Origin of the sequence: Micromonospora sp. NBRC 110009 (genome assembly GCF_030518795.1) — a bacterium.
In the GTDB taxonomy this organism is placed as follows: Bacteria; Actinomycetota; Actinomycetes; order Mycobacteriales; family Micromonosporaceae; genus Micromonospora.
The window spans coordinates 3,713,600-3,736,603 of sequence record NZ_CP130427.1 but is presented as its reverse complement, the minus strand read 5'-3'; the positions used below and the strand labels follow the sequence as shown (position 1 = coordinate 3,736,603).

Below are 23,004 nucleotides of genomic sequence, written 5' to 3'. Positions count from 1 at the left end.
CGACCCCTGGTCAGGCGCTGGCGGCGGCCACCGCCGTCCGGGCCACCAGGGCGCGGCGCAGGTCGTCGTCGAGGTCGACCACCCGCCGGCGCAGGCCCGGCGTGAGGTCGTCGCGGGCCAGCAGCGCCGCGGCCAGCTCCCGGGTGGGCTGCGCCACCGCGTAGCGGGGAAACGCCAGGGTGGCGACCCGGTCGGCGGTCCAGGGGGTACGCAGCCGCGCCGCCGCCGGCATGTCGGTGAAGTACCGCTCGACGTACCTGGCGGTCAGCTCAACCTGCTCCGGGTGCCAGAAACCCTCCGCGGTGGCCTCCACGAGCCGGTTGGACAGCTCGGTGTTGCTGGTGACGATCTCCCAGGCGACGCGCTTGGCGTCGGCGTCGGGCCGGGCGGCCCGGCAGCTCGCGGCCCGCTCGGCGCCGGTGGCGCTGCGGTCGGCGGCCGCTTCGGCGGCGATCTCCGGCTCGCCGGCCCCGCCGAGCACCACCAGCCGGTGCAGCAGCGCCCAGCGCAGGTCGGCGTCCACGGCCAGGCCGTCCGGCACGCCCTTGCCGGCCAGCCAACCGGCGAGCAGCCCGGTGTCGGTGGTGGCGCCGATCAGGCCGCGGGCCGCGGCGAGCTGCAGCGAACCGCCGGCCGGGGCGCCGGCCAGCAGCGTGGCGCAGGCCCCGGCGATCCGGTGCAGGGCCGCCTCCCGGGCCGACGGCTCCAGGTAACGGTCGACCAGGCTCCGGCTGAGGGTGAGCACGTCCTCCGCGATGATCACCTCGGTCTCGGCGGGCAGCGCCGCCGCGATGAGCGCCACCACCGAGGCCACCGGCCGCTCGCCGTCGGTGGCGGCATCCAGGGTCTCGCCCCAGAGCAGCGCCCGGGCCAGCGGGTCGTCCAGCGCGGGCAGCACCATCGGCACCGCGTCCGCGGAGGCGGGGTCGAGCCGGATCTTGGCGAAGGTGAGGTCCCCGGCGTTGGGCAGCAGCAGGCCGGTGGCCGGCTGCCCGACCAGCTCGGTGAGCTCGGTGCGGCCGTGGTCGGTGTCCGGGTCGAGGTCCACCTCGAAGCGGCGCACCGGGGCGTCCGGGGCGTACCGGGCGACGCCGACGCGGTGCGGGCGCAGCACCGGGTACGCCTCCGGCGCGGTCTGCACCACGGCCGCCTCGGTCCACCGGCCGTCGACGTCCACCGCGGTCACCATGCGCAGCGTGTTGACCTGGGGCCGGCGCAGCCAGCGCTCCGCCCAGTCGGTGAGGTCCCGCCCGCTCGCGGCGCCGAGGCTCTCCAGGAGGTCGGCGAGCGTGGCGTTGCCGAACCGGTGCTTGGCGAAGTGCGCGTTCAGGCCGGCGAGGAAGGCGTCGTCGCCCAGCCAGGCGACGAGCTGGCGCAGCACGCTGGCCCCCTTGGCGTAGGAGATGCCGTCGAAGTTGAGCAGGCCCTGGGCGGCGTCGGCCACCTCCTCGGGAGCCACCGGGTGGGTGGACGGCCGCTGGTCGGCCGCGTATCCCCAGGCCTTGCGCCGCATGGCGAAGGTGGTCCACGCCTGGTCGAAGCGGGTCGCCTCGGCGGTGACCCGGGTGCCGAGGTACTCGGCGAAGGACTCGTTCAGCCACAGGTCGTCCCACCAGCGCATGGTCACCAGGTCGCCGAACCACATGTGCGCCATCTCGTGGGCGATGGTGGTGGCCCGCAGCTCCCGCTGGGTGTCGGTGACGGCGGAGCGGAACACGTAGTCGTCCCGGAGGGTGACCAGGCCCGGGTTCTCCATGGCGCCGGCGTTGAACTCGGGCACGAACGCCTGGTCGTACTTGCCGAACGGGTAGCGCTCGGCGAAGAGCTGGTGGAACCGGTCGAAGCACTCCTTGGTGACGGTGAAGATCTCGTCGGCGTCGGCGTCCAGGTGCGCGGCGAGCGAGCGCCGGCAGTAGAGGCCGAGCGGGATCCCGTCGTGCTCGTCGTGCCGGACGTGCCACGGGCCGGCGATCAGCGTGAAGAAGTACGTGGCCAGGGGCGCGGTCGGGGCGAACTCCCAGCGCCCCGGGGCCGGCCGGTCGGCGACCTGGCCGTTGGCCGCCACGGTCCACTCCGGCGGGGCGGTGACCGAGAGGGTCACCGGGGCCTTCAGGTCGGGCTGGTCGAACGCGGCGAAGATCCGCTGCACGTCGTCGAGAAAGGACATCGCGTACAGGTAGGTCTCGCCGTCGGCCGGGTCGACGAACCGGTGCACGCCCTCGCCGGTGTTGGAGTAGGCCATCTCGGCGCTGACGGTCAGCGTGTTCGTCGCGGCCAGCCCGGCCAGCGGCAGCCGGTTGTCGTCGAGCAGAGCCGGGTCGACATCCCGGTCGTTGAGGCGTACCGCGACGAGTTTCGCGGGTTTGACCTCGGCGAAGGTCTCGGTGCCGGGGGTCGCCCGGAACCGGATGGTGACGGTGGAGCGGAACCGCTCACCGGCATCGGTCAGGTCGAGGTCCACCTGGTAGGACTCGACGGTAATCAACGCGCCACGCGCGGTCGCCTCTACACGGCTCAGGCTCGGCATCCGCTTATCCTGCCCGATAGGGTCCGGACGGACCTCCCCGTGGCACCTGGCGAAGGAGGAACAGCGATGGGTCAGCACCCCAAGGGCGACTTCGACCTCTCCCGCGCGGTCTGGCAGCGGGCCGAGGGAGACACCTCGGTGAGCGCGGTCGAGGTGGCCTTCGTCGACGATCTGATCGGAATGCGCAACTCGGCCGCGCCGGACGGGCCGGTGCTGGTCTTCACCCAGGACGAGTGGGACGCCTTCGTCGCGGGTGCCCAGGACGGCGAGTTCGACCTGGACTGAGCGGCGGTCAGTCACCGTCGCCCCAGCCGAGGCCGCCCGGGCCGGGCGCGTGGTGGAAGCCGGGATGGCCGGCCACGTCGGCGCAGCGCTCGCCGTCGGGCCCGAGCGCGCCGCAGAACAGCCGCTCCGCGCGGTGCCAGGCGTCCGCCGCGGAGAGCGCCGCGGCGCCGAGCGCCAGCTCCGGGCGGAGCAGGCCCAGCGCCTCGGCGTACGCGACGGCCAGCTCGCGCGCGGCGGCCTGGTCGGCCGCCTCGAAGCCGAGGTGCACGGTGAAGAACCGGGGCGGTCGGGCGACCGCCCGGCGGGGCGGCGCGACCAGGCTCTCCGCCCGGTCGCGGCCTGCGCCGAGCCCGGTCGACACCCACCGCTGCCGGCGCTGCGCCGCCCTGTTGTCCCGCATTCCGTCCTCCCCGTCTCCGCTGCCCGCCCCGCCGGCCGGCCCACCAGCAGCCGTCCGGTGGTGACCGGGGACGGGCCCGCCGCCGGCTGCGAAGCTGAGCGAACCAGGTTTTCGCCGCCCTGGGAGGGGCCAGCTCCGGTGCCTCGGCTGGCCCCTCCCCCGGGGTGCCCGGACGTGCTACGACAGGCAGGGGCGGGATTCACCCGCCCGGACCCGGGTAGAAGCGCAGCGACCGTGCCGCGTCGCCGTCAGGAGCAACCGATGAGCGCCATCCCCACCGACCGCAGCCCGGAGAGCACACTGGCGTTCCTCCGGGCGGGGTACCGGTTCATCGCCGACCGCTGCGACCGCCACGGCAGCGACATCTTCCAGACCCGGCTGCTGCTGGAGCCGACCATCTGCCTGCGCGGCCGCCCGGCCGCCGAACTCTTCTACGACGACGACCGGTTCGTCCGGCGGGGCGCCATGCCAATGCGGGGCCAGCGCACCCTCACCGGGGTCGGCGGGGTGCAGGGGCTCGACGACGCGGCCCACCGGACCCGCAAGGCGATGCTGATGTCGATCATGACGCCGGCCGGGATCCGCCAGCTCGGGCAGCTCTTCGACGACGAGTGGCGGGCCCGGATCGCCGTCTGGGCGGAGTCCGGTCCGGTCGCGCTCTACGACGAGATCGCCCGGATCCTGACCCGGGCGGTCCACGCCTGGGCGGGGGTGCCGCTGGCCGCCGAGGACGTGGCGCGGCGCACGGCGGAGCTGCACGCCATGATCGAGGCCCCGGCCGCGGTCGGCCCCCGGCACTGGCGCGGCCGGCTCGCCCGTCGGCACGCCGAACACTGGGCCGGGGACCTGATCGGACGGGCCCGGGCGGGCGCCCTGCCGGCACCGGAGGGCAGCGCGCTGCGGGTGATCGCCGAGCATCGCGACGAGCGGGGGCAGCTGCTGCCCCGCCGGATCGCGGCGGTGGAACTGCTCAACATGCTCCGGCCGACGGTCGCGGTCGACCGCTTCGTGGTGTTCGCCGCGCTGGCCCTGCACGACCACCCGGCATGGCGGGAGCGGGTCCGCGGTGACGACACCGCGACCGAGCACTTCGTGCAGGAGGTGCGCCGCTACTACCCCTTCTTCCCGGTGGCGGCGGCCCGGGTCCGGCGCTCCTTCGAGTGGCGGGGGTACCCGTTCCCGCAGGGCCGGCGGGTGCTGCTCGACCTGTACGCCACCAACCACCACCCGGAGCTGTGGCCCGAACCGGAACGGTTCCGGCCGGAACGCTTCGCCGGCTGGTCGGGGGATCCGCTCAGCCTCGTCCCGCAGGGCGGCGGCGACCACTACACCGGCCACCGCTGCGCCGGCGAGTGGATCACCATCGAGCTGATGAAGCGGGCGGTCACCAACCTGACCACCGCGATGAGCTACCGCGTCCCGCCCCAGGACCTGGCGCTCGACCTCACCCGCCTGCCCACCCTGCCGCCCGGCGGCCTCCTGATCGACGGGGTACGCCGGGCGGGGTGATCACCTGGCCGCCCCGGACAGGACCGGCGTCACTCCGCCGCCACCAGGGCCTGCGGGGCGGCCTGCTTCATCCGGGTGCGCAGCCACTTGAGCTGGATCGCGGTCTCCTGCTCGCAGGACTTCACCACCCCCAGCAGCTCCTCGTCCCGGGCCCCGTACGCGGCCTGCCCGACCACCGTCCAGCAGATGTCGCACTCGGCGGCCATCAGGTAGAGGTCCTGGAGGTCGCGGAGCAGCCCGATCGGCCCGGTACGCGTGCCGGAGAAGAGCTGCGAGTGCAGCCGGTCGGGTTCCTTCGGGGCCTCCTCGGCGTACCGGCGGGCGAACGGGGCCAGCTGCTTCGCGTGGCGGCGGCACTGGGCGGCCAGCTTCTCGCAGGTGTGGAAGACGTCCGGCTCGTCCCGGTGCGCCTCGCCGACCTCGGCGAACGCGTCGCCAAGGCGGTCCTGGGCCCGGTGCAGCAGCCCGAGATAGTGCGCCAGATGCATGTCACTCCTCCCTCGACGGCGCTTCGGCGGCCGGCCCGCCGACCGTGGCCGGGATGCCGGAGCCTTCCGGCGGGGCGCAGCCGCCCACCGTCGGCGCGGGCGAGGGCCGGCCGCCCGAGTCGGCCTCCTTCACCACCCGCACCGCGGCCACCTTGAAGATCGGCTGCTTGGAGACCGGATCCCAGGCGGTGATGGTCAGCTCGTTCGCCGCCCGGTCGTGCCGCCCCTCCCCGGGCGCGGCACCGTCGGCGGCGTCCCAGTAGCCGTAGTGGAAGGGCACGAAGACCACCCCGGGCCGTACCCCGCAGATCCGGGCCCGGCCGCGGACGGCGCCGCGCGGCGACTCGACCCGGACCAGGTCCCCCTCGCCGACGCCGAGCCGGTCCGCGTCGGCCGGGCTGAGTTCCACCCACGACTCGGGGGCGGCGTGCACCAGCTGGGCGGCCCGCCCGGTCTTGGTCCGGGTGTGGAACTGGTAGACCGTCCGGCCGGTGGTGAGCAGCAGCGGATAGTCCGCGCTGGGCACCTCCGGCGACGGCTGGTACGGCGCCCCGTGCAGGAACGCCCGCCCGCCGGGCTGCTTCGCCCGGTACTCGTCGGGCAGCAGCTCCGCGCCGGTGGTCAGGTCCTGCCCGTACGTCTCGCAGTAGTCCGGGTCGGTGTTGAACACCCCGTCGGTGTAGAGCCGCTCGGTGCCGTCCGGATGCTCCTCGTTGCACGGCCACTGGATGCCGCCGGTGCGCAGCTTCGCGTAGCTGATGCCGGTGTAGTCGCAGGGCCGCCCGCGGGAGCACTCCTGCCACGCCTCGAACGCCTCCTCCGGCCCGGTCCAGGTGATCAGCGGGTTGCCGTCCTTGTTCCGGAAGTCCATCCGGCGCGCGTAGTCGAGGAAGATGTCGAGGTCGGGGCGGGCCTCGGCGGGTGGCTCGACCGCCTTCTCCGAGATGTGCACGGTCCGGTCCACGCTGGTGAAGGTGCCGGTCTTCTCGCCCCAGGTGGCGGCGGGCAGCACCACGTCGGCCAGCTCGGCGGTCTCGGTGAGGAAGAGGTCCTGCACCACGACGAACAGCTCCGGCTTCGCCAGGATCCGGCGGATCCGGGCCAGGTCGGGCAGGGAGACGGCCGGGTTGGTCGCCGAGATCCAGAGCAGCTTGATCGAGCCCTGCTCGGCGTACCGGAAGATCTGCATGGCGTGCGTCGGCGGCGACCAGTGCGGGATGGTGTCCACCTCGACGTTCCAGAGCCGGGCCAGCTCGGCGACGTGCTCCACGTTCTCCCAGTTGCGCAGGCCCGGCAGGTCACCGTCGGCGCCGCACTCCCGGTTGTTCTGCGCGGTCGGCTGGCCGTTCATCTGGTAGAGCCCGGCGCCCGGCCGGCCGATCATGCCGCGGATCAGGTGCAGGTTGTTCACCTGGCAGGCCGCGGCGGTGGCCTGGTTGGACTGGTAGAAACCCTGGAGCACGGTGGAGAGCAGCCGCTCCGAGTGGCCGAGCAGCTCCGCCGCCCGCTCGATGTCCCGGGCCGGCAGGTCGCAGATCTCGGCGACCTTCGCCACCGGGTAGTCCGCCACCACCTGGCACAGCTCCTCGAAGCCGAGGGTGTGCGCTCGCACGTACTCCTCGTCGTACCAGCCGCGGTGGATCAGCTCGCGGAGCAGGCCGTTGAGCAGCGCCATGTTGGTGCCGTTGCGCAGCGCCAGGTGCACGTCGGCCTCCCGCGCCACGGGCGTCGCCCGCGGGTCCACCGCGAGCATCGCCGGCGGGTTCGGCCCGCGCCGCCGGTCCAGCATCCGCATCCAGAGCACGGTCTGGGTCTCCGCGACGTTGTGCCCCCAGAGCGCGATCGCGTCGCAGTGGTCCACGTCGGTGTACGACCCGGGCTGGCCGTCGGTGCCGAAGGACGCCTTCAGGGCCGACGCGGCGGTGGCGGTGCAGAGCCGGGTGTTGCCGTCCATGTGTGGGGTGCCGATTCCGGCCTTCCCGATCACGCCGAGCGTGTAGTACTCCTCGAGGAAGAGTTGCCCGGTGGTGTAGAAGCCGAAGTGTCCCCAGCCGCCGGGGCCCTCCAGCAGATCCTTCGAGCGGGCCACGATCCGCCCCATCGCGGTGTCCCAGTCGGTCTCGACCAGCCGGTCTCCCTCCCGAACCAGCGGCCGGCGCAGCCGGTCCGGGCTGTGGTTGGCCTGCCAGCCGTACAGGTCCTTCGGGTCGACCCGGCCGTGGTTGATCCGGTCCCCGGACCGCCCGCGTACGCCGACGATCCGGTCGTCGATCACGGCGATGTCCATGGCGTCGCCGTTGGAGTGCAGGATGGAGGCGCTGGGCACCCAGCGCTGCACGTCGGCCTCGGAGTGCCCGTCGGCGAGGAAGGTGTCCACCCGCACCGGCCAGCGCTCCTCCGGCCCGTACGGCGTGCGCGGCCCCCACGGGTCGGCGATCCGGTCCACCATCTCCTCATCCCTCCTTCGGCACGGACCAGAGCGGCATCTGCCGGCCGGCGGCCCGGTTGAAGAGCAGGTCGACCACCGTCACCAGCAGCACGGCGGCGAGCGCGATCACCAGCTGGGTGGGGGTGTGCAGCAGGCCGAGACTCACGATCAGTGTGGTCGCTCCGGCCGGCGGGTGCGCTGCCCTCAGCAGCACCAGCACCAACGCGGTCACCGCGAGCGAACCGGCGGCGGCCACGATCCGCGGCACCGACACCCCCTCCTGCAGCGCGGACGGGTGGTCGGCGAGCCCGGTGAGCAGCAGCAGCGCGTACCCGGCGAGCAGCGCCACCAGGTGCCCGATGAGGGTGTTGCGGGGCGAGGACTCCGGCTTGCGAGGCTGCTCGACGTGCAGCATGATCGCCGGCCCGAGGCTCGGGAAGAGCCACGGCTGCCGGGTCAGCATAGCGACCGTACCGGCCACCACCACGGCGATCGCGCTGCCAGCGAAGGCCCGCACCGCGGGCCGGGACGGGGTCTCATCGATCTCGGCTGGCATGACCGGAGTCCTACCCCCGCCGCGCGACTCCGAATCGAACGCACGCGTCCCGGAACCTGTTTCAAGCCGCCTGCGGGTGCAGCACGGTACGCAGGCAGCCGTCCTCCTTCTTCTGGAAGATCTCGTAGCCCCGGGCCCCGTCCTCCAGCGACATCGGGTGGGTGGCCAGGTAGCCGGGGTCGATCTCGCCGACCGCGATCCGGTCCAGCAGCATCGGGATGTAACGCTGGGCGTGCATCTGTCCCATCCGCAGCACCAGCGCCTTGTTCATGGCCGCACCGAGCGGGAACTTGTCCACCAGACCGCCGTAGACGCCGACGATGCTCACCGTGCCGCCCTTGCGGCAGGCCATGATCGCCTGCCGGATCGAGGTCGGCCGGTCGCTCTGCAGCCGGGCCGTCTGCTTCGCCTTGTCGTACGCGTAGACCGGGCCGACGTCGTGCGACTCCATGCCGACGGCCTCGATGCAGGCGTCCGGCCCGCGTCCGGCGGTCAGCTCGCGCAGCGCCTCCAGCACGTCGGTCTCCGCGTAGTTGACCGTCTCGACGCCGAGCCGGTCGGCGGCGGTGGCGAGCCGCTCCGGCAGCCGGTCGATCACGATCACCCGCTCGGCGCCGAAGATCTGCGCCGAGCGGGCGGCCATCTGGCCCACCCCGCCGGCGCCCCAGACCGCGACCACCTCGCCGCCCTTGAGCCCGCAGAAGTCGGCAGCCATCCAGCCGGTCGGCATGGCGTCGGCGGCGAACACCACCGAGTCGTCCGGCACTCCCGAGGGGACGGTGAACGCGCCGACGTCGCCGAACGGCACCCGGATGTACTCTGCGTGGCTGCCCGAGTAGCCGCCGGCCGCGTGCGAGTAGCCGAGGATGCCGGCCGGCGAGTGGCCCCACAGCTTCTCGCTGTAGACCGGCTGCGGATTGGAGTTGTCGCAGAGCGAGTACTGCTCGGTGCGGCAGTACCAGCAGCCCCCGCAGGCCACCACGGAGCCGACCACCACCCGGTCGCCGACCTTGATCCGCTGGACGTCCCGGCCGGTCTCCACCACCTCGCCCATGAACTCGTGGCCGAGGATGTCCCCCTCCCGCATGGCCGGCAGGTATCCGTTGATCAGATGCAGGTCGGAGCCGCAGACGCTGCTGGACCGGACCTTCACGATGATGTCGCCCGCGGCGCGGATGGTCGGCTCCGGCACGTCGCGTACGGCCACCTTGCCGACGCCCTCCCAGCAGAGTGCCCTCACGGCCGGCCTCCCACCATCAGCTTCTCCCGGATCTTGTCGGTGGCCTGCTCCTGCTTGGGGCTACGCCCGGACGGGTCGTGGCGGGTGTCGAGCACCTGGCCCGTCTCGATCAGCGACTTGATCCGGCGCAGCGCGCCGCGCAGCGCCAGGTCCGGGTCGTGCCCGCCGGCCAGGCCGAGCAGCCGGCGCACCGGGCCGGACCGCCAGCGCAGCTCGGTGCGGATCTCGGTGCCCCGGTCCTGCGGCGCCGGCACCAGCTCGACCCGGCCCCGCTGGGCCACCGGCCCCTCGGTCACCCGCCAGCTCAGCCGGCCCGGCCCGTCGACGGTGATCTCGGCGCGCCACTCGGTGCCGGCGCCGCCCGGGTCGCTCGCCACGCAGCGCCACCGGTTGTCGGCGAGCCGCTCCAGGGTCGCCCACTCGGCCAGCCCACGGTCCAACCGTTCCCGGTCGGCCCAGAAGCCGATCACCGCGTCCATCGGCCGGTCCACGGTGATCCCCCGGTGGACGACGTACCACCCGTCCTCCCGGTCGGGTTGGTGCCGACGCCGCCGGCGGGCCACCGCCCGGGCGAGCCCGACGGCGGTCACCGTGGCGGCGCAGGCCAGGGTCCATCTCGCTCCGTTGCTGGTCATCACGTCTCCTCCGCCCGGGCGTCCGAGGTTGGACCGCCCGCATCCCCGGTGCGCTACCCGCCGCTGGTTCAGTGAAACGGGAAAAAGGTTTGATCGCTGAGATTTCGGGCAGCCAGGGCCACCGATCCCGGCCCGGAGGAGGCGAGGACCCGATGGACGCGTACCACCAGGCGGCTCGACCGGCGCGGCTGCTGGCCGCGTTGGCGGTCGGTGCGGCGGTGGCCGGCGCGCTCACCACCGGCCGGCGGGGACGGCTGTCGCGGGCCGCCGCCGCGACGGCGGCCGGGGCCCTGGTGGGCCGGCGGTTGGCCGGCGCGCTCGCCCCGCCGACCGGGCGGAGCGGCGACGGGGTCGGGCCGGGCCGCGCGGCCCAGGACGGGCCGGACGAGCTGCGGCTCTGGGTGGCGGCCGGCGACCTGCCGGTCCCGGCCGCGCGCCCGCTGTCGAGCTGAGTCGTCCCCGCCGACAGCGGCGCCCGGCCCGGCCCGCACACGAGACAGCTCGCGGCCACTCCGGACGGACCCGGGGAGTGGCCGCGAGCTGCGGCGTACGGGGACGCGTCAGTACCGCGCCTGTTCGCGCGACTGCTGCGCGGTGTCCTTGACGTCGTACGCGGCGGAGCGGGTGTCCTCCTTGACCGTCTGCGCGGCGTCCTGGGCGGTCGCCTTCACCGACTCGGCGGCGTGCTGGGCCGGCCCGCGCAGCTCCTCCTTGATCTCGCCGGCGACCTCGCCGAGCTTCTCCTTCACCACGCCGGAGTGCTCGCTGGCCTTCTCCTTGACCTGCGTCGCGACCTGCTGCTCGCGGCGGGTGGCCGGGATCAGCGAGGAGACCAGCATGCCGACGCCGAAGGCGATCACACCGGCCGCGATCGGGTTGCCCTCGGACTTCTCCCGCAGCACCTGCGGCGCCCGCTGGGCGGCGTCACCGACGGTCGACGCGGCCGCGTGCGCCCGGTCGCTGACCGTGGCGGCGGCCGAGGAGGCGTGGTCGCCCACCGAGTGGGCGTGCTGGCCGGTGCTGTGGCCGAGGTCCGATGCGGTTCCCATCACCTTGTCCTTCACGTTCGTCAGCGCGCTACGAACGCGCTGTTTGCGGTCGTCGACGATGCGGCTCGGGCTGACCTTGTACGCCAGGGCGTCCACGTCCGAGCTCAGGTTGTTGCGGGTGGCTTCGATCTCCCGGCGGATCTGGTCGGGATCGGTGCTCATCGGGTGACTCCCTCCGGGTGCGGCTTGAGCGCGTCGGGGATGCGCTGGACGGTGTCGTTGGTCCGCTTGAGACCGCGGATCCGCTCGGCGTTCTTCTTCGCCATCGAGTAGAGGACGCCGGCGATCACGGCCCAGATGACGGCCACGATCAGCGCGGCCAGCCCCGAATCCATCACGTTGTCCAGGGCCTGCCACAGCGCGATGGAGAGGAAGAGGGCCACCATGTAGCCGCCGAAGCCGGCGCCGCCGAAGAGGCCGGCGGCCTTGCCGGCCTTCTTCCCCTCCGCGCGGACCTCCGCCTTGGCCAGCTCGACCTCCTGCCGCAACAGGGTGGAGAGGTCGGTGGTGACCTGGCGCATCAGCTCACCGATGGAGCTGCCGCGAACCTCGTCCGCGGTGTGCGGGGCGCCCGCCGGCTGGTAGCCGGAGTCCAGGCCGGGCCCCTGCGTCGGCGCGGTCATGCCGTCGCCTCCCTTCTGCCGGTTCGGCCGCTCACGGACGGTTCACGCCGCTGGACGGGACGCCCGGCAGCGGGTCGGTCTGGCTCGGCGGGGGCAGCGGCTGGCCGGTGCCGCCCTCCGGGTCGGCCCAGGTGCTCGGCGCGCCGCCGGCCGGGTATTCCGCGCCCGGGGCCGAGTAGCCCGGGTCCGGCTCGGCGTACGTGCCGGGGGTCGGGTCGAGGTAGCCGCCCGGCGGGATCTGGTCCGACACGCCACGGGAGGTCGGGATGACCGCGGTGCGGTCCGGGTCGTAGCCGCCGTACGCCCGCTGGGTGCCGGTCAGGCCGTCACCGGCCGCCGCGATGTTCTTCGTCAGCCGTCCGGCCACCACGCCGAGCAGCGCGGCGCCGACCAGGAAGGTCCCCGGGTTGCGGCGGGCGTAGTTCTTCACCTCGTTGAGGATGTCGCCCGGCTCGCGCTGCTCCAGCCAGCCGGCCACGCCGTGCACGCGGTCGGCGGCCTGGTGGGCCAGTTCGGTGACCGGTCCGGCGCCGCCGCCCTGCTGCGCCATCGCGCGCACCTCGTCGGCCAGCGACCGGAGCCCGCTCGCCGCGCGCTGCTGCTGCTGGCTGGTCTGCGTGGTGAGCTGGTCGCGGGCCTCGCCGTAGAGGTTGCGGGCCTGGCGCTTCGCCTCGCCGACGACCTCCTGACCCTGCTCCTTGGCGGTCTGGGCGACCGCGCCGCCCGCGTTGGCGGCCTCCGAGCCGACCTGACGGGCCTGATCGCGAACGCCGCCGCCGTTGCTCGACTCGTACGTGGCAGACGTGGGTGAGTGATCGTAAGTCATGGTGTCCCTTCCGCTCGGATGGTCGTAGCGGTTGTGCTCGGGGGGATCACGCCGAATTGCTTTCAGCGTGACAACTGACTACCCCCCGTCGTCGGGTCCATGCCTGATTCGGCATTTCTCTGCGGAGGCGCCCCGTCCCGATCACAGAATGGAGGGTCTGCCCGGTCCGGGTGGCGGCTGATCCACGGAGGTGACAGCGATGGCACGTGACGTGCGGGGACGCGCTCCGGCCCGGTCCCGTCCGGCGATCCAGAAGGTCGCCCTCGCGGTGGCCGTCGTCTTCGTGCTGATCGGTATGCTCGGGTTCGTCCCCGGCTTCACCACGCACTACGGTGACCTGGCGTTCGCCGGACACCACTCGAAGGCGAAGCTGATCGGCCTGTTCCAGGTGTCCGTCCTGCACAACCTGCTGCACCTGGTCTTCGGGCTGGTCGGGCTGGTGCTGGCCCGCCGGGTCGCCGGGGCCCGGCTCTTCCTGGCCGGGGGCGGCGCGGTCTACCTGGGCATCTGGCTGTACGGCTTCGCCGTGTACCCGGAGAGCGCGGGGAACTTCGTGCCGTTCAACGACGCCGACAACTGGCTGCACCTCTTCCTCGGTTTCGGCATGCTCGTCCTGGGTCTGCTGCTCTCCAACGACGTGGGCACCGGCGGCCGGCCGGACAGCGCGATCGACCGGCCCTGACCGGCCCGTCACCCGCTCGGGGGCTGCGGTCCGACACACCGGCCGCGCGTTTGCGCGAACATTGCTCAGGGCAACGGAGGACCACTACCGGGAGTGACCCGGTGGAGGAGGAGGTCCGCGATGCCACGGTGGTTGCGGGAGAACGCGCTCACGGTCGCCATGCTCGGCGCGTTCGTGGTCTTCCTGACGTTGCAGAGCGTGTTCGGCTGGCAGGTCCACAACGAGGAGCTGAGCCAGTACGGCGCGGCCCCGCTGAGCTGGTGGGCGTACCTGGGCACCGGGCACTTCGCCGAGGCGGTCTTCGAGAACTGGGAGTCGGAGTTCCTCCAGATGGGCGGCTACGTGCTGCTCACCGCGTACCTGGTGCAGAAGGGCTCGGCCGAGTCGAAGCCGGAGGGCCAGACGGACCGGCCCGACGACGACGCGCGCCGCGCCACCCCGGACTCCCCCTGGCCGGCCCGGGTCGGCGGCCTCCCGCTGGTGGTCTACCGCAACAGCCTGTCGATCGCGCTGCTCATGATCTTCGCCGGCTCGTTCCTCGGCCACCTGCTCGGCGGCGTGGCCGAGTACAACCAGGAGCAGGCGCTGGAGAGCGGGGCCGCCCCGATCAGCGCCTGGCAGTTCCTCGGCACCAGCGACTTCTGGTTCCAGTCGATGCAGAACTGGCAGAGCGAGTTCCTGGCCGTGGGCGTGCTGATCCTGCTGAGCATCGTGCTGCGGCAGCACGCCAGCCCCGAGTCGAAGCCGGTCACCGCCGCACACGCCGAGACGGGCGCCTGAGCGCCCGCCGCCGTCAGGCGGCGACCGGCAGGCGCTTGGCGAAGCAGACGCTGTACGGGTTGTCGACGTACTCGCCGTACACCGGGATCGGGCGGTAGCCGCAGGACCGGTAGAGGCCGATCGCGGCCGGCAGGTAGCTACCGGTCTCCAGGCACACCGTGGTGTGCCCCTGCCGGAAGGCGAGCTCCTCCAGCGCGGCCAGCAGCTGCCGGGCCACGCCCCGCCCCCGGTACGCCGGCCGGACGTACATCCGCTTGAGCTCCCCGGTGTCGGCGTCGAGGGCCTGGATCCCGCCGCAGGCGATCGCCCGCCCGCCGTCGACCACGACCAGGTAGTGGATGTCGTCGTGGGTGACCGTCGCCTGTCCGTCCAGGCCCCCGTCGGCCTCGCGCAGCTCCCGCTGTTGGGCGGTGACCAGGGCGGCGATCTCCGGGTCGGTGGCCGGCCGGGATTCGATCAGCATGCCGTCACCGTAGATCGGCCGGATTTCGCGGAGGTTTCCGGCCAACGACCCGAACACGGACGGAGCGGGACTACTCCCAGTCCTCGTCGTCGACGTCGTCCTGCGGGGCCGCCACCACCTCGTCGGCCGGACGCACCCGGCGCGCCTTGCGGGCGGCCAGCCGCTCGGCGGCGGAGACGCGGGTCGACTTGTCCTCCAGCCGGACGTCGGTGCCCCGGTTGCCCGGGACGAAGTCGACCCCGGCGTAGAGGGTGGGCTGCCAGTCGAACTCCCGGTCACCGATCCGGACCAGGTCGCCCGCCTCCGCGCCGGCCTTGGCCAGCTTCTCCTCGACGCCGAGGCGGGCCAGCCGGTCGGCCAGGTAGCCCACGGCCTCGTCGTTGTCGAAGTTGGTCTGCTTGACCCAGCGCTCCGGCCGGTTGCCGCGGACGGTGAACGAGCCGTCCTCCTCCGCCTCGATGGTGAAGCCGGTGTCGTCGACCGCCTTCGGGCGGATCACGATCCGGGTCGGCTCGGCCGGCGGCGCGGCCCGGCGGCCCTGGTCGACCAGCTCGGCCATCGCGTACGTCAGCTCCCGCAGCCCCTCGCGGGTGGCGGTGGAGATGTCGAACACCCGGAAGCCACGGGCCTCCAGGTCGGCCCGGACGATGTCGGCGAGGTCCCGCCCGTCCGGCACGTCGATCTTGTTGAGCGCGACCAGGCGGGGGCGGTCGGTCAGGCCGCCGTACTGGGTCAGCTCCGACTCGATGGCGTCGATGTCGGCGAGCGGGTCTCGGCCCGGCTCCAGCGTCGCCGTGTCGACCACATGCACCAGCACGGCGCAACGCTCGACGTGGCGGAGGAACTCGAGGCCCAGCCCCTTGCCGGTGGCCGCGCCCGGGATCAGCCCCGGCACGTCGGCGACCGTGAAGGTGTGGTTGTCCACCCGGACGACACCCAGGTTGGGCACCAACGTGGTGAACGGGTAGTCGGCGATCTTCGGCTTGGCGGCGGAGATCACCGAGATCAGCGACGACTTTCCGGCGGAGGGGAAACCCACCAGGCCGACGTCGGCGACGCTCTTCAGCTCCAGCACCACGTCGAGCCGGTCGCCGGGCTCGCCCAGCTCGGCGAAGCCGGGGGCCTTGCGCCGGGCGTTCGCGAGCGAGGCGTTGCCCCGGCCGCCGCGTCCGCCCCGCGCCGCCTCGAAGGTGGTGCCCACGCCGACCAGGTCGGCCAGCACCTCGCCGTCGAGGGTCTGCACCACGGTGCCGTTGGGCACCTTGATGACCAGGTCGTGGCCGTTGGCGCCGTCCCGGTTCGACCCGGCGCCGCCCTTGCCGTTCTCGGCCTTCATGTGCGGGCGGAAGTGGAAGTCGAGCAGCGTGGTCACCTGCGGGTCGACGACCAGCGAGACGCTGCCGCCGTGCCCGCCGTTGCCGCCGTCGGGGCCGCCGAACGGCTTGAACTTCTCCCGGTGGATGGAGACACAGCCGTGCCCGCCGTCGCCGGCCTGCATGTGCAGGACGACCCGGTCAACGAACGTCGTCACGACGCCAATCCTTCCAGCGGGGCACGCCCCCGCGCGAGAAAAGACGAAGCGGGCCGGGACACGAGGTCCGCGGCCCGCTTCGCCGGAAAATTACTGCTGCGGCACGATGCTGACGGTCTTGCGACCGCGCTTGGTGCCGAACTGGACCGAGCCGGCGGCCAGCGCGAACAGCGTGTCGTCGCCGCCACGGCCGACCAGGTCACCGGGGTGGAACTTGGTGCCCCGCTGACGGATGAGAATCTCACCCGCGCTGACCACCTGACCACCGAAGCGCTTCACGCCGAGCCGCTGGGCCGCGGAATCGCGACCGTTACGCGAGCTGGACGCACCCTTTTTGTGAGCCATTGGAGGACGACCTACTTCCCGCTGGAGATGCCGGTCACCTTGACCTGGGTCAGCGGCTGGCGGTGACCCTGGCGCTTGTGGTAGCCGGTCTTGTTCTTGAACTTGTGGATCCGGATCTTCGGGCCCTTGGTGTGCGCGGCGATCTCGCCGGACACCGCGACCTTGGCAAGCTTCGCCGCGTCGGTCACCAGGTCGTCACCGTCGACGAGGAGCACCGCGGTGAGCTTCACCGCGTCGCCGGGGGCACCGACGAGCTTCTCGACCTCGATCACGTCGCCCTCGGCGACCTTGTACTGCTTGCCGCCGGTCTTGACGATCGCGTACATCGGAGGCGGACTCCCTGTCGTTGAGGCTGCTAACGGTCGTTCCCACGGCGTCTTGCCGGGAGCCGTGACACCGGCAGCGCGGGCACGCGGGAACTCGGCACACCAAAGTGCTGCCGCAGGCTAGCGTACGCCATACCAGGCCCGCCGCCCAAACCGGGCCGCCTGGTCAGGCCGGGCAGACCTCGTCGAGGCGCTCCTGGAGCCGGTCGAACCTCGTGGTGTCGATCGACCGCACGTCCGTGCCGAGCCCACCCACCTCGGCGGCCAGCTCCGTCAACAGCGTACGCAGCCGCGGGTCGGTCGCCCCCACGGACTGCTCCCGCAGCGCGTCCTGCCAGCCCGCGAGGGCCGTCTCCGCGTCCTGCCGGGCGGCGTCCGCCGTCTTCCGGTCACCGCGCCCGCCGGCCCGGAGCGACTCGGCCAGCTTCTGCACGTACGTCTGCACGGCGGCGGAGCCGGCCTGCTTGGCGCGGGCGCAGACCCCCGCGTCCCCGGTGGGCGGTCGGGGCGGGGGTGGGCGCCGTGGCCGCTGGGGCCGGTGAGGCGAAGCCCACCCCGAAGGGGTCCTCGCCCCGGTCGGCGCAGCCCGCGCCGGCCAGCAGGATGCCGGTCAGCCCGGTGACCGCGAACACCCGACGCATGTCTCCTCCCTCCGGGGCGCGCCGCCCCGACCGGGGGTCGACGGAGACGGCAGGGCCCCTTTCCCGGACTCTGTTGCCGAGGAAGGGGCCCTGTCAAACGCCGTGCTGGTCAGCGGCTCACGGCCGGGTACGCCGCCGCGCGCCGCCGCGCCGGGAGCGGCGCCGGCTGGTACCGGCCTCGGCCCCCTCCTCCTCGGTCCCGCCGTCGCCGAGCGCGTCCGGGTCGTCCGGCGCCGCCAGCCGGGCCGAGTCGCCCACCTGGCTGTCGGCGGCCGCCGCGGCGGCCGCCGTCTCGGCCTCGTACCGGGACAGGTCGTAGCCCTGGGTGTCGTAGTAGTCGTCCGCGGTGTCGACGACCTCGGCGACGGTCTTCTCCGGGGTGGTCCCGCCGGCCGGCTGCTCCGGCGCGGCCTCCGCGGCGGGCTTCTCCGGGGCGGCCTTGCGGCCCCGGCGCCGGCCCTTCTCCTCGGTGGCCGGGGTGGTGACGGCCGAGGCGACCGCCTTGACCTTCTCCCCCGCGCCGCCGGCCCGCGGCTTCTCCGGCACCGGCTCGGTGTGGATGATCACGCCGCGGCCCTTGCAGCACTCGCAGGTCTCGCTGAACGCGTCCAGCAGGCCCGCGCCGATCCGCTTGCGGGTCATCTGGACCAGGCCGAGCGAGGTGATCTCGGTGACCTGGTGCTTGGTGCGGTCCCGGCCGAGGCACTCCGTCAGCCGGCGCAGCACCAGCTCCCGGTTCGACTCCAGCACCATGTCGATGAAGTCGATCACCACGATGCCACCGAGGTCGCGCAGCCGGAGCTGGCGCACGATCTCCTCGGCCGCCTCCAGGTTGTTCCGGGTGACCGTCTCCTCCAGGTTGCCGCCGGAGCCGGTGTACTTGCCGGTGTTCACGTCGATGACGGTCATCGCCTCGGTCCGGTCGATCACGAGCGACCCGCCGGAGGGGAGGAAGACCTTCCGGTCCAGCCCCTTGAGGATCTGCTCGTCGATCCGGTACTCGGCGAAGACGTCCGACGTGCCGACGTGCCGACGCAGCCGGGCGACCAGGTCCGGCGAGACGTGCGACAGGTACGACTCGACCAGGTCGTACGCCTGCTCACCCTCGATGACCAGCTCGCGGAAGTCCTCGTTGAACAGGTCCCGGACCACCCGGATGACCAGGTCCGGCTCCTCGTAGAGCAGCACCGGGGCGCCGCCCTCGGCCGCCTTGGCCTGGATGTCCTCCCACTGCGCCTGCAGCCGCTTGACGTCCCGGGCCAGCTCGTCCTCGCTGGCGCCCTCGGCGGCGGTCCGCACGATCACCCCGGCGCCGTCCGGCACCAGCTTCTTGAGGATGTCCCGCAGCCGCTTGCGCTCGGTGTCCGGCAGCTTGCGGCTGATCCCGGAGGCGTTGCCGTTCGGCACGTAGACCAGGTGCCGGCCGGAGAGCGCGATGTGGCTGGTCAGTCGGGCGCCCTTGTGCCCGATCGGGTCCTTGGTGACCTGCACCAGCACCGAGTCGCCGGACTTGAGCGCCTGCTCGATCGAGCGGGCCCGGCCCTCCAGGCCGGTGGTGTCCCAGTTGACCTCGCCGGCGTAGAGCACGGCGTTGCGCCCGCGCCCGATGTCGACGAAGGCCGCCTCCATGCTGGGCAGGACGTTCTGCACCTTGCCCAGGTAGACGTTGCCGGCCATGGTGCCGGACGAGTTGCGGGTGACGTAGTGCTCGACCAGCACGCCGTCCTCGAGGACCGCGATCTGCGTCCGGTCGCCGCGCTGGCGGACGGCCATCACCCGGTCGACCGCCTCGCGGCGTGCCAGGAACTCCGACTCGCTCAGGATCGGCGGCCGGGTACGCCGCTGCTCGCGACCGTCCCGGCGGCGCTGCCGCTTGGCCTCCAGCCGGGTCGAGCCGGAGACGCCCTGCACCTCGTCGACCGCCCGACGCGGCTCCCGGATCTTGACGACCGTGGGCACCCCGTCCTCGGCCGCGGTCTCCACCTCACCGGCGCCCCGCCGGCGCCGGCGGCGCCGGCGGCGGGTCATCCCGTCGCCCTCGGACTCCTCCTCCTCGGCGGCCTCCTCGGCCTCGGCGTCGGCGGCCTCGGCCTGGACGGCCTCCTCGGCCTCCTCGTCCTCGATCTCCTCGACACCGCCCTTGCCGCGGCCCCGGCCCCGGCGGCCACGACGACGACGGCGGCGGCCGGCGGCCTCCTCGTCCTCGTCCTCCTCCGCCTCGGCGATCTCCTCCGCCTCGACGGCCGGCTCCTCGTCGACCTCGACCTCGACGTCCACCGGCTCCGCCTCGCGGCGAGCCCGCCGGCGGCGCCGGCCGGTCTCCACCGGCTCCTCAGCCGGCTCCTCAGCCGGCTCCTCGGCAGGCGTCGGGTAGGTGACCCGGACGCTCGGCATCTCCTCGGGCTGGGGCGCCATGAACAGGACGGTCGGCGCGGAGAGCGCGGCCCGTCGGCGGCGGCTGGTCGGCTGCGGCTCCTCGGCCGGCTCGGTCACGCCGGGGACGGCGGCACCCGGGGACACCTCCCCGGTCCGGTCCTCCGGCCCCCCGGCGCGGGCCAGCGTGGCCTCGGCGGCCGGCGGCAGCTCGGCCACCCCCTCGGCGGCCGGCGTCGGCGCGCCCTCGGTCGCCGCGCCCTCGACCTCCTCGTCGGCCGCCTCCTCGGCGGTGCCCGACGGCTCGGCGGCCGGCTGCGGCTCCGCGCCGGCGGGCAGCACCGCCGCGGCCTCGGCCGGCGCCTCCGTCGCGGACTCCTCCACCGGGGTCTCCGCGGGCGGCGGAGTGGCCTTCCGGCGGCGGGTACGGGTCACCTTGACCGGCGGGACGACCTCGTCGGAGGTGCCCTCCGCGCCGGCGGCGACCACCGGCTCCTCGGCCGCCTTCGCGGGGGTCGCCTTGCGGCGCCGTCGGGTGGTCTTCGGCGCGGCCTCCAGCTCCCCGGCGACCGGGGCGAACACCTCGGCCTGCGGCGCCTCGCCGGTGGCGTTGCCGACGCCGGCCGACGCCTCGACCGGCGCGTCGGTCTGCTCCGGCTGGTTGAGCGGGGCGACCTTGCGGCGGCTTGTCCGCTTCCGGGCCGGCTTGGCCTCGGGAGTGCTGTCGGTGCTGCTGGCGGTTGCCTCGGCCGGCTCCGAGCCGGTCCGTTCGCCGCCCTCGGGCTCGTTCTCGAGCATGGACGTTCTCCAGTTCTGGCTGCCCCGGGCGCGGGTGAGCGCTGCCACGCAGGGTCGCCGCAAAAGGTGTTTCCGCCGGGCGCGCAGGCGCGCGACCGCCGAAGTCTGCCTGCCAGAGCGCTGACCGTCGGTCAGTGCTCTCCGATGGCTGCCCCGTCGCGATCCGCATCCAACGGATCGACGATCTCGCCCTGCGCGGTCAACGTGCCCTGCGCCAGCCGGATCACCTTCGGAGCGACCGGCGGCTCCAGGGCGGCCACCGCGCGGAGGCCGGAAAGGACGTCATCGGGCCGTACGGACGGGGTGACCTGCCGCACGACCAGTTCGAGTATCGCACACGGTACGGCCGCAGCCCCGGAAGGCGTCTCCGACGGGGGCACCACATTGATGGCGATCACGGCGGCCCGGGCGTCGAAGGTGCGCCGGCCCTGCTTGGTCATCCGCTCGACCTGGATCTCCTCGGCGGCGCGGAACGCGGCCACCGCCTGCTCGGCCAGGTCCGGGTCGACCTCGGGCAGCTCGATGCGCCAGCGGGACGCCTCGATCCGGTCGGCCAGGCTGCCGCCGGTGGCCTCCACGGCCTCGAGCACGTCCAGCCCGGGCGAGAGCGCGGCGTCCAGGGCCAGCCGCAGCTGCTCGGGGTCGACCGGCTCGCGCAGGCCGATCTCCAGATACTCGGCCTCGCTGGCGACCCCGGTCGGCGCGGCGGAGGCGTACGAGATCTTCGGGTGCGGGGTGAAGCCCTGGGAGAAGGCGATCGGTGCGCCGGCCCGGCGCAGCGCGCGCTCGAAGGCCCGGGCGAAGTCCCGGTGTGAGGTGAACCGGAGCGGTCCACGCTTGGCGTACCGGATCCGGACCCGCTGGACGACCGGTGCCTGGCCGCCCTCGGGTTGAGGCTTTCTGGCGATCGTGAGCTCCTCGGGTGCTACCTGTATGTCCGACCCATAGTGGCGCAGCACCCCGGGCGGTACGCAGCCGGGGCCGTCGCGGCGACCCGAAAAGTCGGTCGAAACCGGTCGGCGGGGACCTTCGCACCCGCCCCGGAGATGCCGGTGGCCGGCCGGCGACACACAGGTCACCCGGCCGGCCACGACGATCAGGACCGATTCCCGCCCGGCGGGGCGGGCGGCGCACCCGGTGGGGGCGCGTAGCCGGTGGGCGGGGCGTAACCGCCCGGTCCCGGCGGCGGGTAACCACCGCCCGGAGCGGGCCCGGCACCCGGTACGGGCGGCGCGCCCGGCGGGCCGTAGCCGGCCGGGACCGGGTGCCCGCCGTCGGTCATCCGGTCGAGCACCTCGTCCGGGATGTCGGCCGCCCGGGCCGCGTCCCGGCGGGACCGACGCCGGTTCCAGACCAGGAAGATCGCCAGCGCCAGCAGGATCACCAGTACCACGGCGATGCCGACGCCGATGATCATGACCTGCTGGTCGGTCGGGCCGCCCCGGTCGCCGTACTGGGTCACATCGAAGTCGTCGTCCTCGCCCGCCCGGGGCGGGGCCGGGCTGGCCGCCTTCGGCTCGAGGAGCGGGTTCGCGGAGACCGTGGGCACGTTCGCGGTCAGCGCGGCGACCGGGTTGATCCGGCCGTAGCCGTACTGCGGGTCACGGCCGGCCGGACCGGCGTCCCGGGCGGTCCGGATGATCCGGTTGATCACGTTCGGCGCGTCGAGGTCCGGGTACTTCGACCGGATCAGCGCCGCGACCCCGGACACGATCGCGGTGGCGTCGGAGGTGCCGTCACCCCAGCCGTAGCCGTGGTCCGGGCCGATGTTGTAGATGCTGTCCCCGGGGGCGGCGACCACAGCCTCCGGGCCCTCCACGGAGCCGGACCAGAAGGCGCCGCCCCTGGTCGTGCCGGTCACCGCGATCACGCCGGGGAGGTTGGCCGGGTTGTTCACCGCACTGTCGCCCCGGTCGGTGTTGCCGGCGGCGGCCACCACCACGGCGTCCCGTTGCAGCGCGTACTGGATCGCCTGCACCTCTTCGTCCGAGGCGGCGCCCATGCTGCCGTAGGACAGGTTGATCACCTTCGCGCCGCGGTCGGCGGCCAGCCGGATGCCGGCGGCGGACGCCGCTTCGGTGACACCGCCCCGCTTCTCGACGGAGATGCCGATGGGCAGGATCTTCGCGGCCGGGGCGATGCCCACCACCCCGTCCCGGGCGGCGTCGGTGGCGGCGATGATGCCGGCCATGTGCGTGCCGTGGCCGTCCGGATCGGTCCGGCCGTCCCCGCTGCGGCCGTCGGTGCGGCCCCCGGGCACGAGCCGGCCGGCGATGTCCGGGTGGCTGCCGTCGACCCCGGTGTCCACCACCGCGACCAGCACGCCCCGACCGGTGGCGACCTTGTGCACCTGGTCGATGCGAAGTTCGTCCAGGTACCACTGCTCGGCCCGGCGGGGCGCGGCGGCCGCCGGTTGGGCCGCCCCCAGCACCAGGAGGCCGGCCACCAGGGCGGCCACGACCGGCCGGAGCCCGCCGACGTTCAACCTCATCCGTCCGT

General features: G+C 73.6%; 23 protein-coding genes. 5 read left to right on the top strand and 18 right to left on the bottom strand.

Translation table 11 applies throughout. From position 1 onward, the window contains the following. Nucleotides 1-10: 10 nt before the first annotated feature. Entirely contained in the window at nucleotides 11-2,527 is a 2,517-nt protein-coding gene (gene pepN / locus Q2K19_RS17920) for an aminopeptidase N (RefSeq protein ID WP_302762441.1), read from the bottom strand. 66 nt (nucleotides 2,528-2,593) lie between these two features. On the opposite strand from pepN, the gene Q2K19_RS17915 reads away from it, so the two are divergent. Next, nucleotides 2,594-2,812 (top strand): DUF397 domain-containing protein, encoded by a 219-nt coding sequence (locus Q2K19_RS17915; protein ID WP_302762440.1) that lies wholly within the window; start codon nucleotides 2,594-2,596, stop codon nucleotides 2,810-2,812. Between the two features lie 7 nt (nucleotides 2,813-2,819). On the opposite strand, the gene Q2K19_RS17910 is transcribed toward Q2K19_RS17915, so the two are convergent. Further along, the gene (locus Q2K19_RS17910) at nucleotides 2,820-3,212 is read right to left on the bottom strand and encodes a hypothetical protein (protein WP_302762439.1); all 393 of its coding nucleotides are present in this window, start codon (nucleotides 3,210-3,212) and stop codon (nucleotides 2,820-2,822) included. Nucleotides 3,213-3,473: 261 nt separating this feature from the next. Between Q2K19_RS17910 and Q2K19_RS17905 the strand changes: the two genes are divergently transcribed. Continuing rightward, nucleotides 3,474-4,721: a cytochrome P450 gene (locus tag Q2K19_RS17905; RefSeq protein ID WP_302762438.1), complete on the top strand. Its 1,248-nt coding sequence runs from the start codon at nucleotides 3,474-3,476 to the stop codon at nucleotides 4,719-4,721. 29 nt (nucleotides 4,722-4,750) lie between these two features. On the opposite strand, the gene Q2K19_RS17900 is transcribed toward Q2K19_RS17905, so the two are convergent. From Q2K19_RS17900 to Q2K19_RS17880, 5 genes are all read right to left on the bottom strand, one after another. Then, a complete protein-coding gene (locus tag Q2K19_RS17900) occupies nucleotides 4,751-5,209 on the bottom strand; it encodes a hypothetical protein (RefSeq protein WP_302762437.1) in 459 nt (152 codons plus the stop codon). A 1-nt stretch (nucleotide 5,210) separates the two neighbouring features. After that, nucleotides 5,211-7,658: a molybdopterin oxidoreductase family protein gene (locus tag Q2K19_RS17895; RefSeq protein ID WP_302762436.1), complete on the bottom strand. Its 2,448-nt coding sequence runs from the start codon at nucleotides 7,656-7,658 to the stop codon at nucleotides 5,211-5,213. Between the two features lie 4 nt (nucleotides 7,659-7,662). Further along, the gene (locus tag Q2K19_RS17890) at nucleotides 7,663-8,193 is read right to left on the bottom strand and encodes an HPP family protein (RefSeq protein WP_302762435.1); all 531 of its coding nucleotides are present in this window, start codon (nucleotides 8,191-8,193) and stop codon (nucleotides 7,663-7,665) included. A 61-nt stretch (nucleotides 8,194-8,254) separates the two neighbouring features. Next, a complete protein-coding gene (locus Q2K19_RS17885; RefSeq protein ID WP_302762434.1) occupies nucleotides 8,255-9,433 on the bottom strand; it encodes a zinc-dependent alcohol dehydrogenase in 1,179 nt (392 codons plus the stop codon). Beyond that, complete coding sequence (locus tag Q2K19_RS17880; RefSeq protein WP_302762433.1) at nucleotides 9,430-10,068, bottom strand: SRPBCC family protein; 639 nt, start codon at nucleotides 10,066-10,068, stop codon at nucleotides 9,430-9,432. Before Q2K19_RS17880 ends, Q2K19_RS17885 begins: the two co-directional genes overlap by 4 nt. A 152-nt stretch (nucleotides 10,069-10,220) precedes the next feature. Here Q2K19_RS17880 and Q2K19_RS17875 point away from each other — a divergent pair, with 152 nt between their 5' ends. Then, entirely contained in the window at nucleotides 10,221-10,520 is a 300-nt protein-coding gene (locus tag Q2K19_RS17875) for a hypothetical protein (protein ID WP_302762432.1), read from the top strand. 108 nt (nucleotides 10,521-10,628) lie between these two features. Here the strand turns inward: Q2K19_RS17875 and Q2K19_RS17870 are convergent, their stop codons facing one another. From Q2K19_RS17870 to Q2K19_RS17860, 3 genes are read right to left on the bottom strand one after another with little or no spacing between them, the layout of a single operon-like run. After that, nucleotides 10,629-11,279 carry a DUF3618 domain-containing protein gene (locus Q2K19_RS17870; RefSeq protein ID WP_302762431.1) on the bottom strand — a complete coding sequence of 217 codons (651 nt, stop codon included), beginning with the start codon at nucleotides 11,277-11,279 and terminating at the stop codon, nucleotides 10,629-10,631. Next, nucleotides 11,276-11,740, bottom strand: a complete 465-nt coding sequence (locus tag Q2K19_RS17865) for a phage holin family protein (protein WP_302762430.1) — start codon at nucleotides 11,738-11,740, stop codon at nucleotides 11,276-11,278. Before Q2K19_RS17865 ends, Q2K19_RS17870 begins: the two co-directional genes overlap by 4 nt. A 31-nt stretch (nucleotides 11,741-11,771) precedes the next feature. After that, nucleotides 11,772-12,566: a hypothetical protein gene (locus Q2K19_RS17860; protein ID WP_302762429.1), complete on the bottom strand. Its 795-nt coding sequence runs from the start codon at nucleotides 12,564-12,566 to the stop codon at nucleotides 11,772-11,774. Between the two features lie 199 nt (nucleotides 12,567-12,765). Here Q2K19_RS17860 and Q2K19_RS17855 point away from each other — a divergent pair, with 199 nt between their 5' ends. Together Q2K19_RS17855 and Q2K19_RS17850 are read left to right on the top strand one after the other, a co-directional pair. Next, a complete protein-coding gene (locus Q2K19_RS17855) occupies nucleotides 12,766-13,248 on the top strand; it encodes a DUF4383 domain-containing protein (protein WP_302762428.1) in 483 nt (160 codons plus the stop codon). A gap of 120 nt (nucleotides 13,249-13,368) precedes the next feature. Beyond that, nucleotides 13,369-14,028 carry a DUF6766 family protein gene (locus tag Q2K19_RS17850; RefSeq protein WP_302762427.1) on the top strand — a complete coding sequence of 220 codons (660 nt, stop codon included), beginning with the start codon at nucleotides 13,369-13,371 and terminating at the stop codon, nucleotides 14,026-14,028. 13 nt (nucleotides 14,029-14,041) lie between these two features. Here the strand turns inward: Q2K19_RS17850 and Q2K19_RS17845 are convergent, their stop codons facing one another. The 8 genes from Q2K19_RS17845 to mycP form a co-directional block, all read right to left on the bottom strand. Beyond that, nucleotides 14,042-14,491 (bottom strand): GNAT family N-acetyltransferase, encoded by a 450-nt coding sequence (locus tag Q2K19_RS17845; RefSeq protein WP_302762426.1) that lies wholly within the window; start codon nucleotides 14,489-14,491, stop codon nucleotides 14,042-14,044. A gap of 70 nt (nucleotides 14,492-14,561) precedes the next feature. After that, nucleotides 14,562-16,022 (bottom strand): GTPase ObgE, encoded by a 1,461-nt coding sequence (gene obgE / locus Q2K19_RS17840; protein ID WP_302762425.1) that lies wholly within the window; start codon nucleotides 16,020-16,022, stop codon nucleotides 14,562-14,564. A gap of 90 nt (nucleotides 16,023-16,112) precedes the next feature. Beyond that, complete coding sequence (gene rpmA / locus Q2K19_RS17835; protein WP_013288010.1) at nucleotides 16,113-16,367, bottom strand: 50S ribosomal protein L27; 255 nt, start codon at nucleotides 16,365-16,367, stop codon at nucleotides 16,113-16,115. An 11-nt stretch (nucleotides 16,368-16,378) separates the two neighbouring features. After that, nucleotides 16,379-16,693 carry a 50S ribosomal protein L21 gene (gene rplU / locus Q2K19_RS17830; RefSeq protein ID WP_088975625.1) on the bottom strand — a complete coding sequence of 105 codons (315 nt, stop codon included), beginning with the start codon at nucleotides 16,691-16,693 and terminating at the stop codon, nucleotides 16,379-16,381. A gap of 166 nt (nucleotides 16,694-16,859) precedes the next feature. Next, the gene (locus Q2K19_RS17825; protein WP_302762424.1) at nucleotides 16,860-17,138 is read right to left on the bottom strand and encodes a hypothetical protein; all 279 of its coding nucleotides are present in this window, start codon (nucleotides 17,136-17,138) and stop codon (nucleotides 16,860-16,862) included. 313 nt (nucleotides 17,139-17,451) lie between these two features. Next, nucleotides 17,452-20,505, bottom strand: a complete 3,054-nt coding sequence (locus Q2K19_RS17820; RefSeq protein WP_302762423.1) for an Rne/Rng family ribonuclease — start codon at nucleotides 20,503-20,505, stop codon at nucleotides 17,452-17,454. A 131-nt stretch (nucleotides 20,506-20,636) separates the two neighbouring features. Next, nucleotides 20,637-21,356, bottom strand: a complete 720-nt coding sequence (locus Q2K19_RS17815) for a TIGR03936 family radical SAM-associated protein (protein ID WP_302772595.1) — start codon at nucleotides 21,354-21,356, stop codon at nucleotides 20,637-20,639. Nucleotides 21,357-21,601: 245 nt separating this feature from the next. Further along, nucleotides 21,602-22,996, bottom strand: coding sequence for a type VII secretion-associated serine protease mycosin (gene mycP / locus Q2K19_RS17810; protein ID WP_302762422.1), 1,395 nt, complete (start codon nucleotides 22,994-22,996; stop codon nucleotides 21,602-21,604). Nucleotides 22,997-23,004 lie beyond the last annotated feature (8 nt).

What these genes read in the sequence shown, in the direction of transcription:
- Q2K19_RS17870 (WP_302762431.1), bottom strand. Translation starts at nt 11,279, where the DNA reads ATGAGCACCGATCCCGACCAGATCCGCCGGGAGATCGAAGCCACCCGC.
- Q2K19_RS17855 (WP_302762428.1), top strand. Translation starts at nt 12,766, where the DNA reads ATGGCACGTGACGTGCGGGGACGCGCTCCGGCCCGGTCCCGTCCGGCG.
- Q2K19_RS17915 (WP_302762440.1), top strand. Translation starts at nt 2,594, where the DNA reads ATGGGTCAGCACCCCAAGGGCGACTTCGACCTCTCCCGCGCGGTCTGG.
- Q2K19_RS17860 (WP_302762429.1), bottom strand. Translation starts at nt 12,566, where the DNA reads ATGACTTACGATCACTCACCCACGTCTGCCACGTACGAGTCGAGCAAC.
- pepN (WP_302762441.1), bottom strand. Translation starts at nt 2,527, where the DNA reads ATGCCGAGCCTGAGCCGTGTAGAGGCGACCGCGCGTGGCGCGTTGATT.
- Q2K19_RS17865 (WP_302762430.1), bottom strand. Translation starts at nt 11,740, where the DNA reads ATGACCGCGCCGACGCAGGGGCCCGGCCTGGACTCCGGCTACCAGCCG.
- Q2K19_RS17910 (WP_302762439.1), bottom strand. Translation starts at nt 3,212, where the DNA reads ATGCGGGACAACAGGGCGGCGCAGCGCCGGCAGCGGTGGGTGTCGACC.
- rplU (WP_088975625.1), bottom strand. Translation starts at nt 16,693, where the DNA reads ATGTACGCGATCGTCAAGACCGGCGGCAAGCAGTACAAGGTCGCCGAG.
- Q2K19_RS17895 (WP_302762436.1), bottom strand. Translation starts at nt 7,658, where the DNA reads ATGGTGGACCGGATCGCCGACCCGTGGGGGCCGCGCACGCCGTACGGG.
- Q2K19_RS17850 (WP_302762427.1), top strand. Translation starts at nt 13,369, where the DNA reads ATGCCACGGTGGTTGCGGGAGAACGCGCTCACGGTCGCCATGCTCGGC.
- Q2K19_RS17875 (WP_302762432.1), top strand. Translation starts at nt 10,221, where the DNA reads ATGGACGCGTACCACCAGGCGGCTCGACCGGCGCGGCTGCTGGCCGCG.
- Q2K19_RS17890 (WP_302762435.1), bottom strand. Translation starts at nt 8,193, where the DNA reads ATGCCAGCCGAGATCGATGAGACCCCGTCCCGGCCCGCGGTGCGGGCC.
- Q2K19_RS17845 (WP_302762426.1), bottom strand. Translation starts at nt 14,491, where the DNA reads ATGCTGATCGAATCCCGGCCGGCCACCGACCCGGAGATCGCCGCCCTG.
- Q2K19_RS17900 (WP_302762437.1), bottom strand. Translation starts at nt 5,209, where the DNA reads ATGCATCTGGCGCACTATCTCGGGCTGCTGCACCGGGCCCAGGACCGC.
- Q2K19_RS17880 (WP_302762433.1), bottom strand. Translation starts at nt 10,068, where the DNA reads ATGACCAGCAACGGAGCGAGATGGACCCTGGCCTGCGCCGCCACGGTG.
- Q2K19_RS17820 (WP_302762423.1), bottom strand. Translation starts at nt 20,505, where the DNA reads ATGCTCGAGAACGAGCCCGAGGGCGGCGAACGGACCGGCTCGGAGCCG.
- rpmA (WP_013288010.1), bottom strand. Translation starts at nt 16,367, where the DNA reads ATGGCTCACAAAAAGGGTGCGTCCAGCTCGCGTAACGGTCGCGATTCC.
- Q2K19_RS17905 (WP_302762438.1), top strand. Translation starts at nt 3,474, where the DNA reads ATGAGCGCCATCCCCACCGACCGCAGCCCGGAGAGCACACTGGCGTTC.
- mycP (WP_302762422.1), bottom strand. Translation starts at nt 22,996, where the DNA reads ATGAGGTTGAACGTCGGCGGGCTCCGGCCGGTCGTGGCCGCCCTGGTG.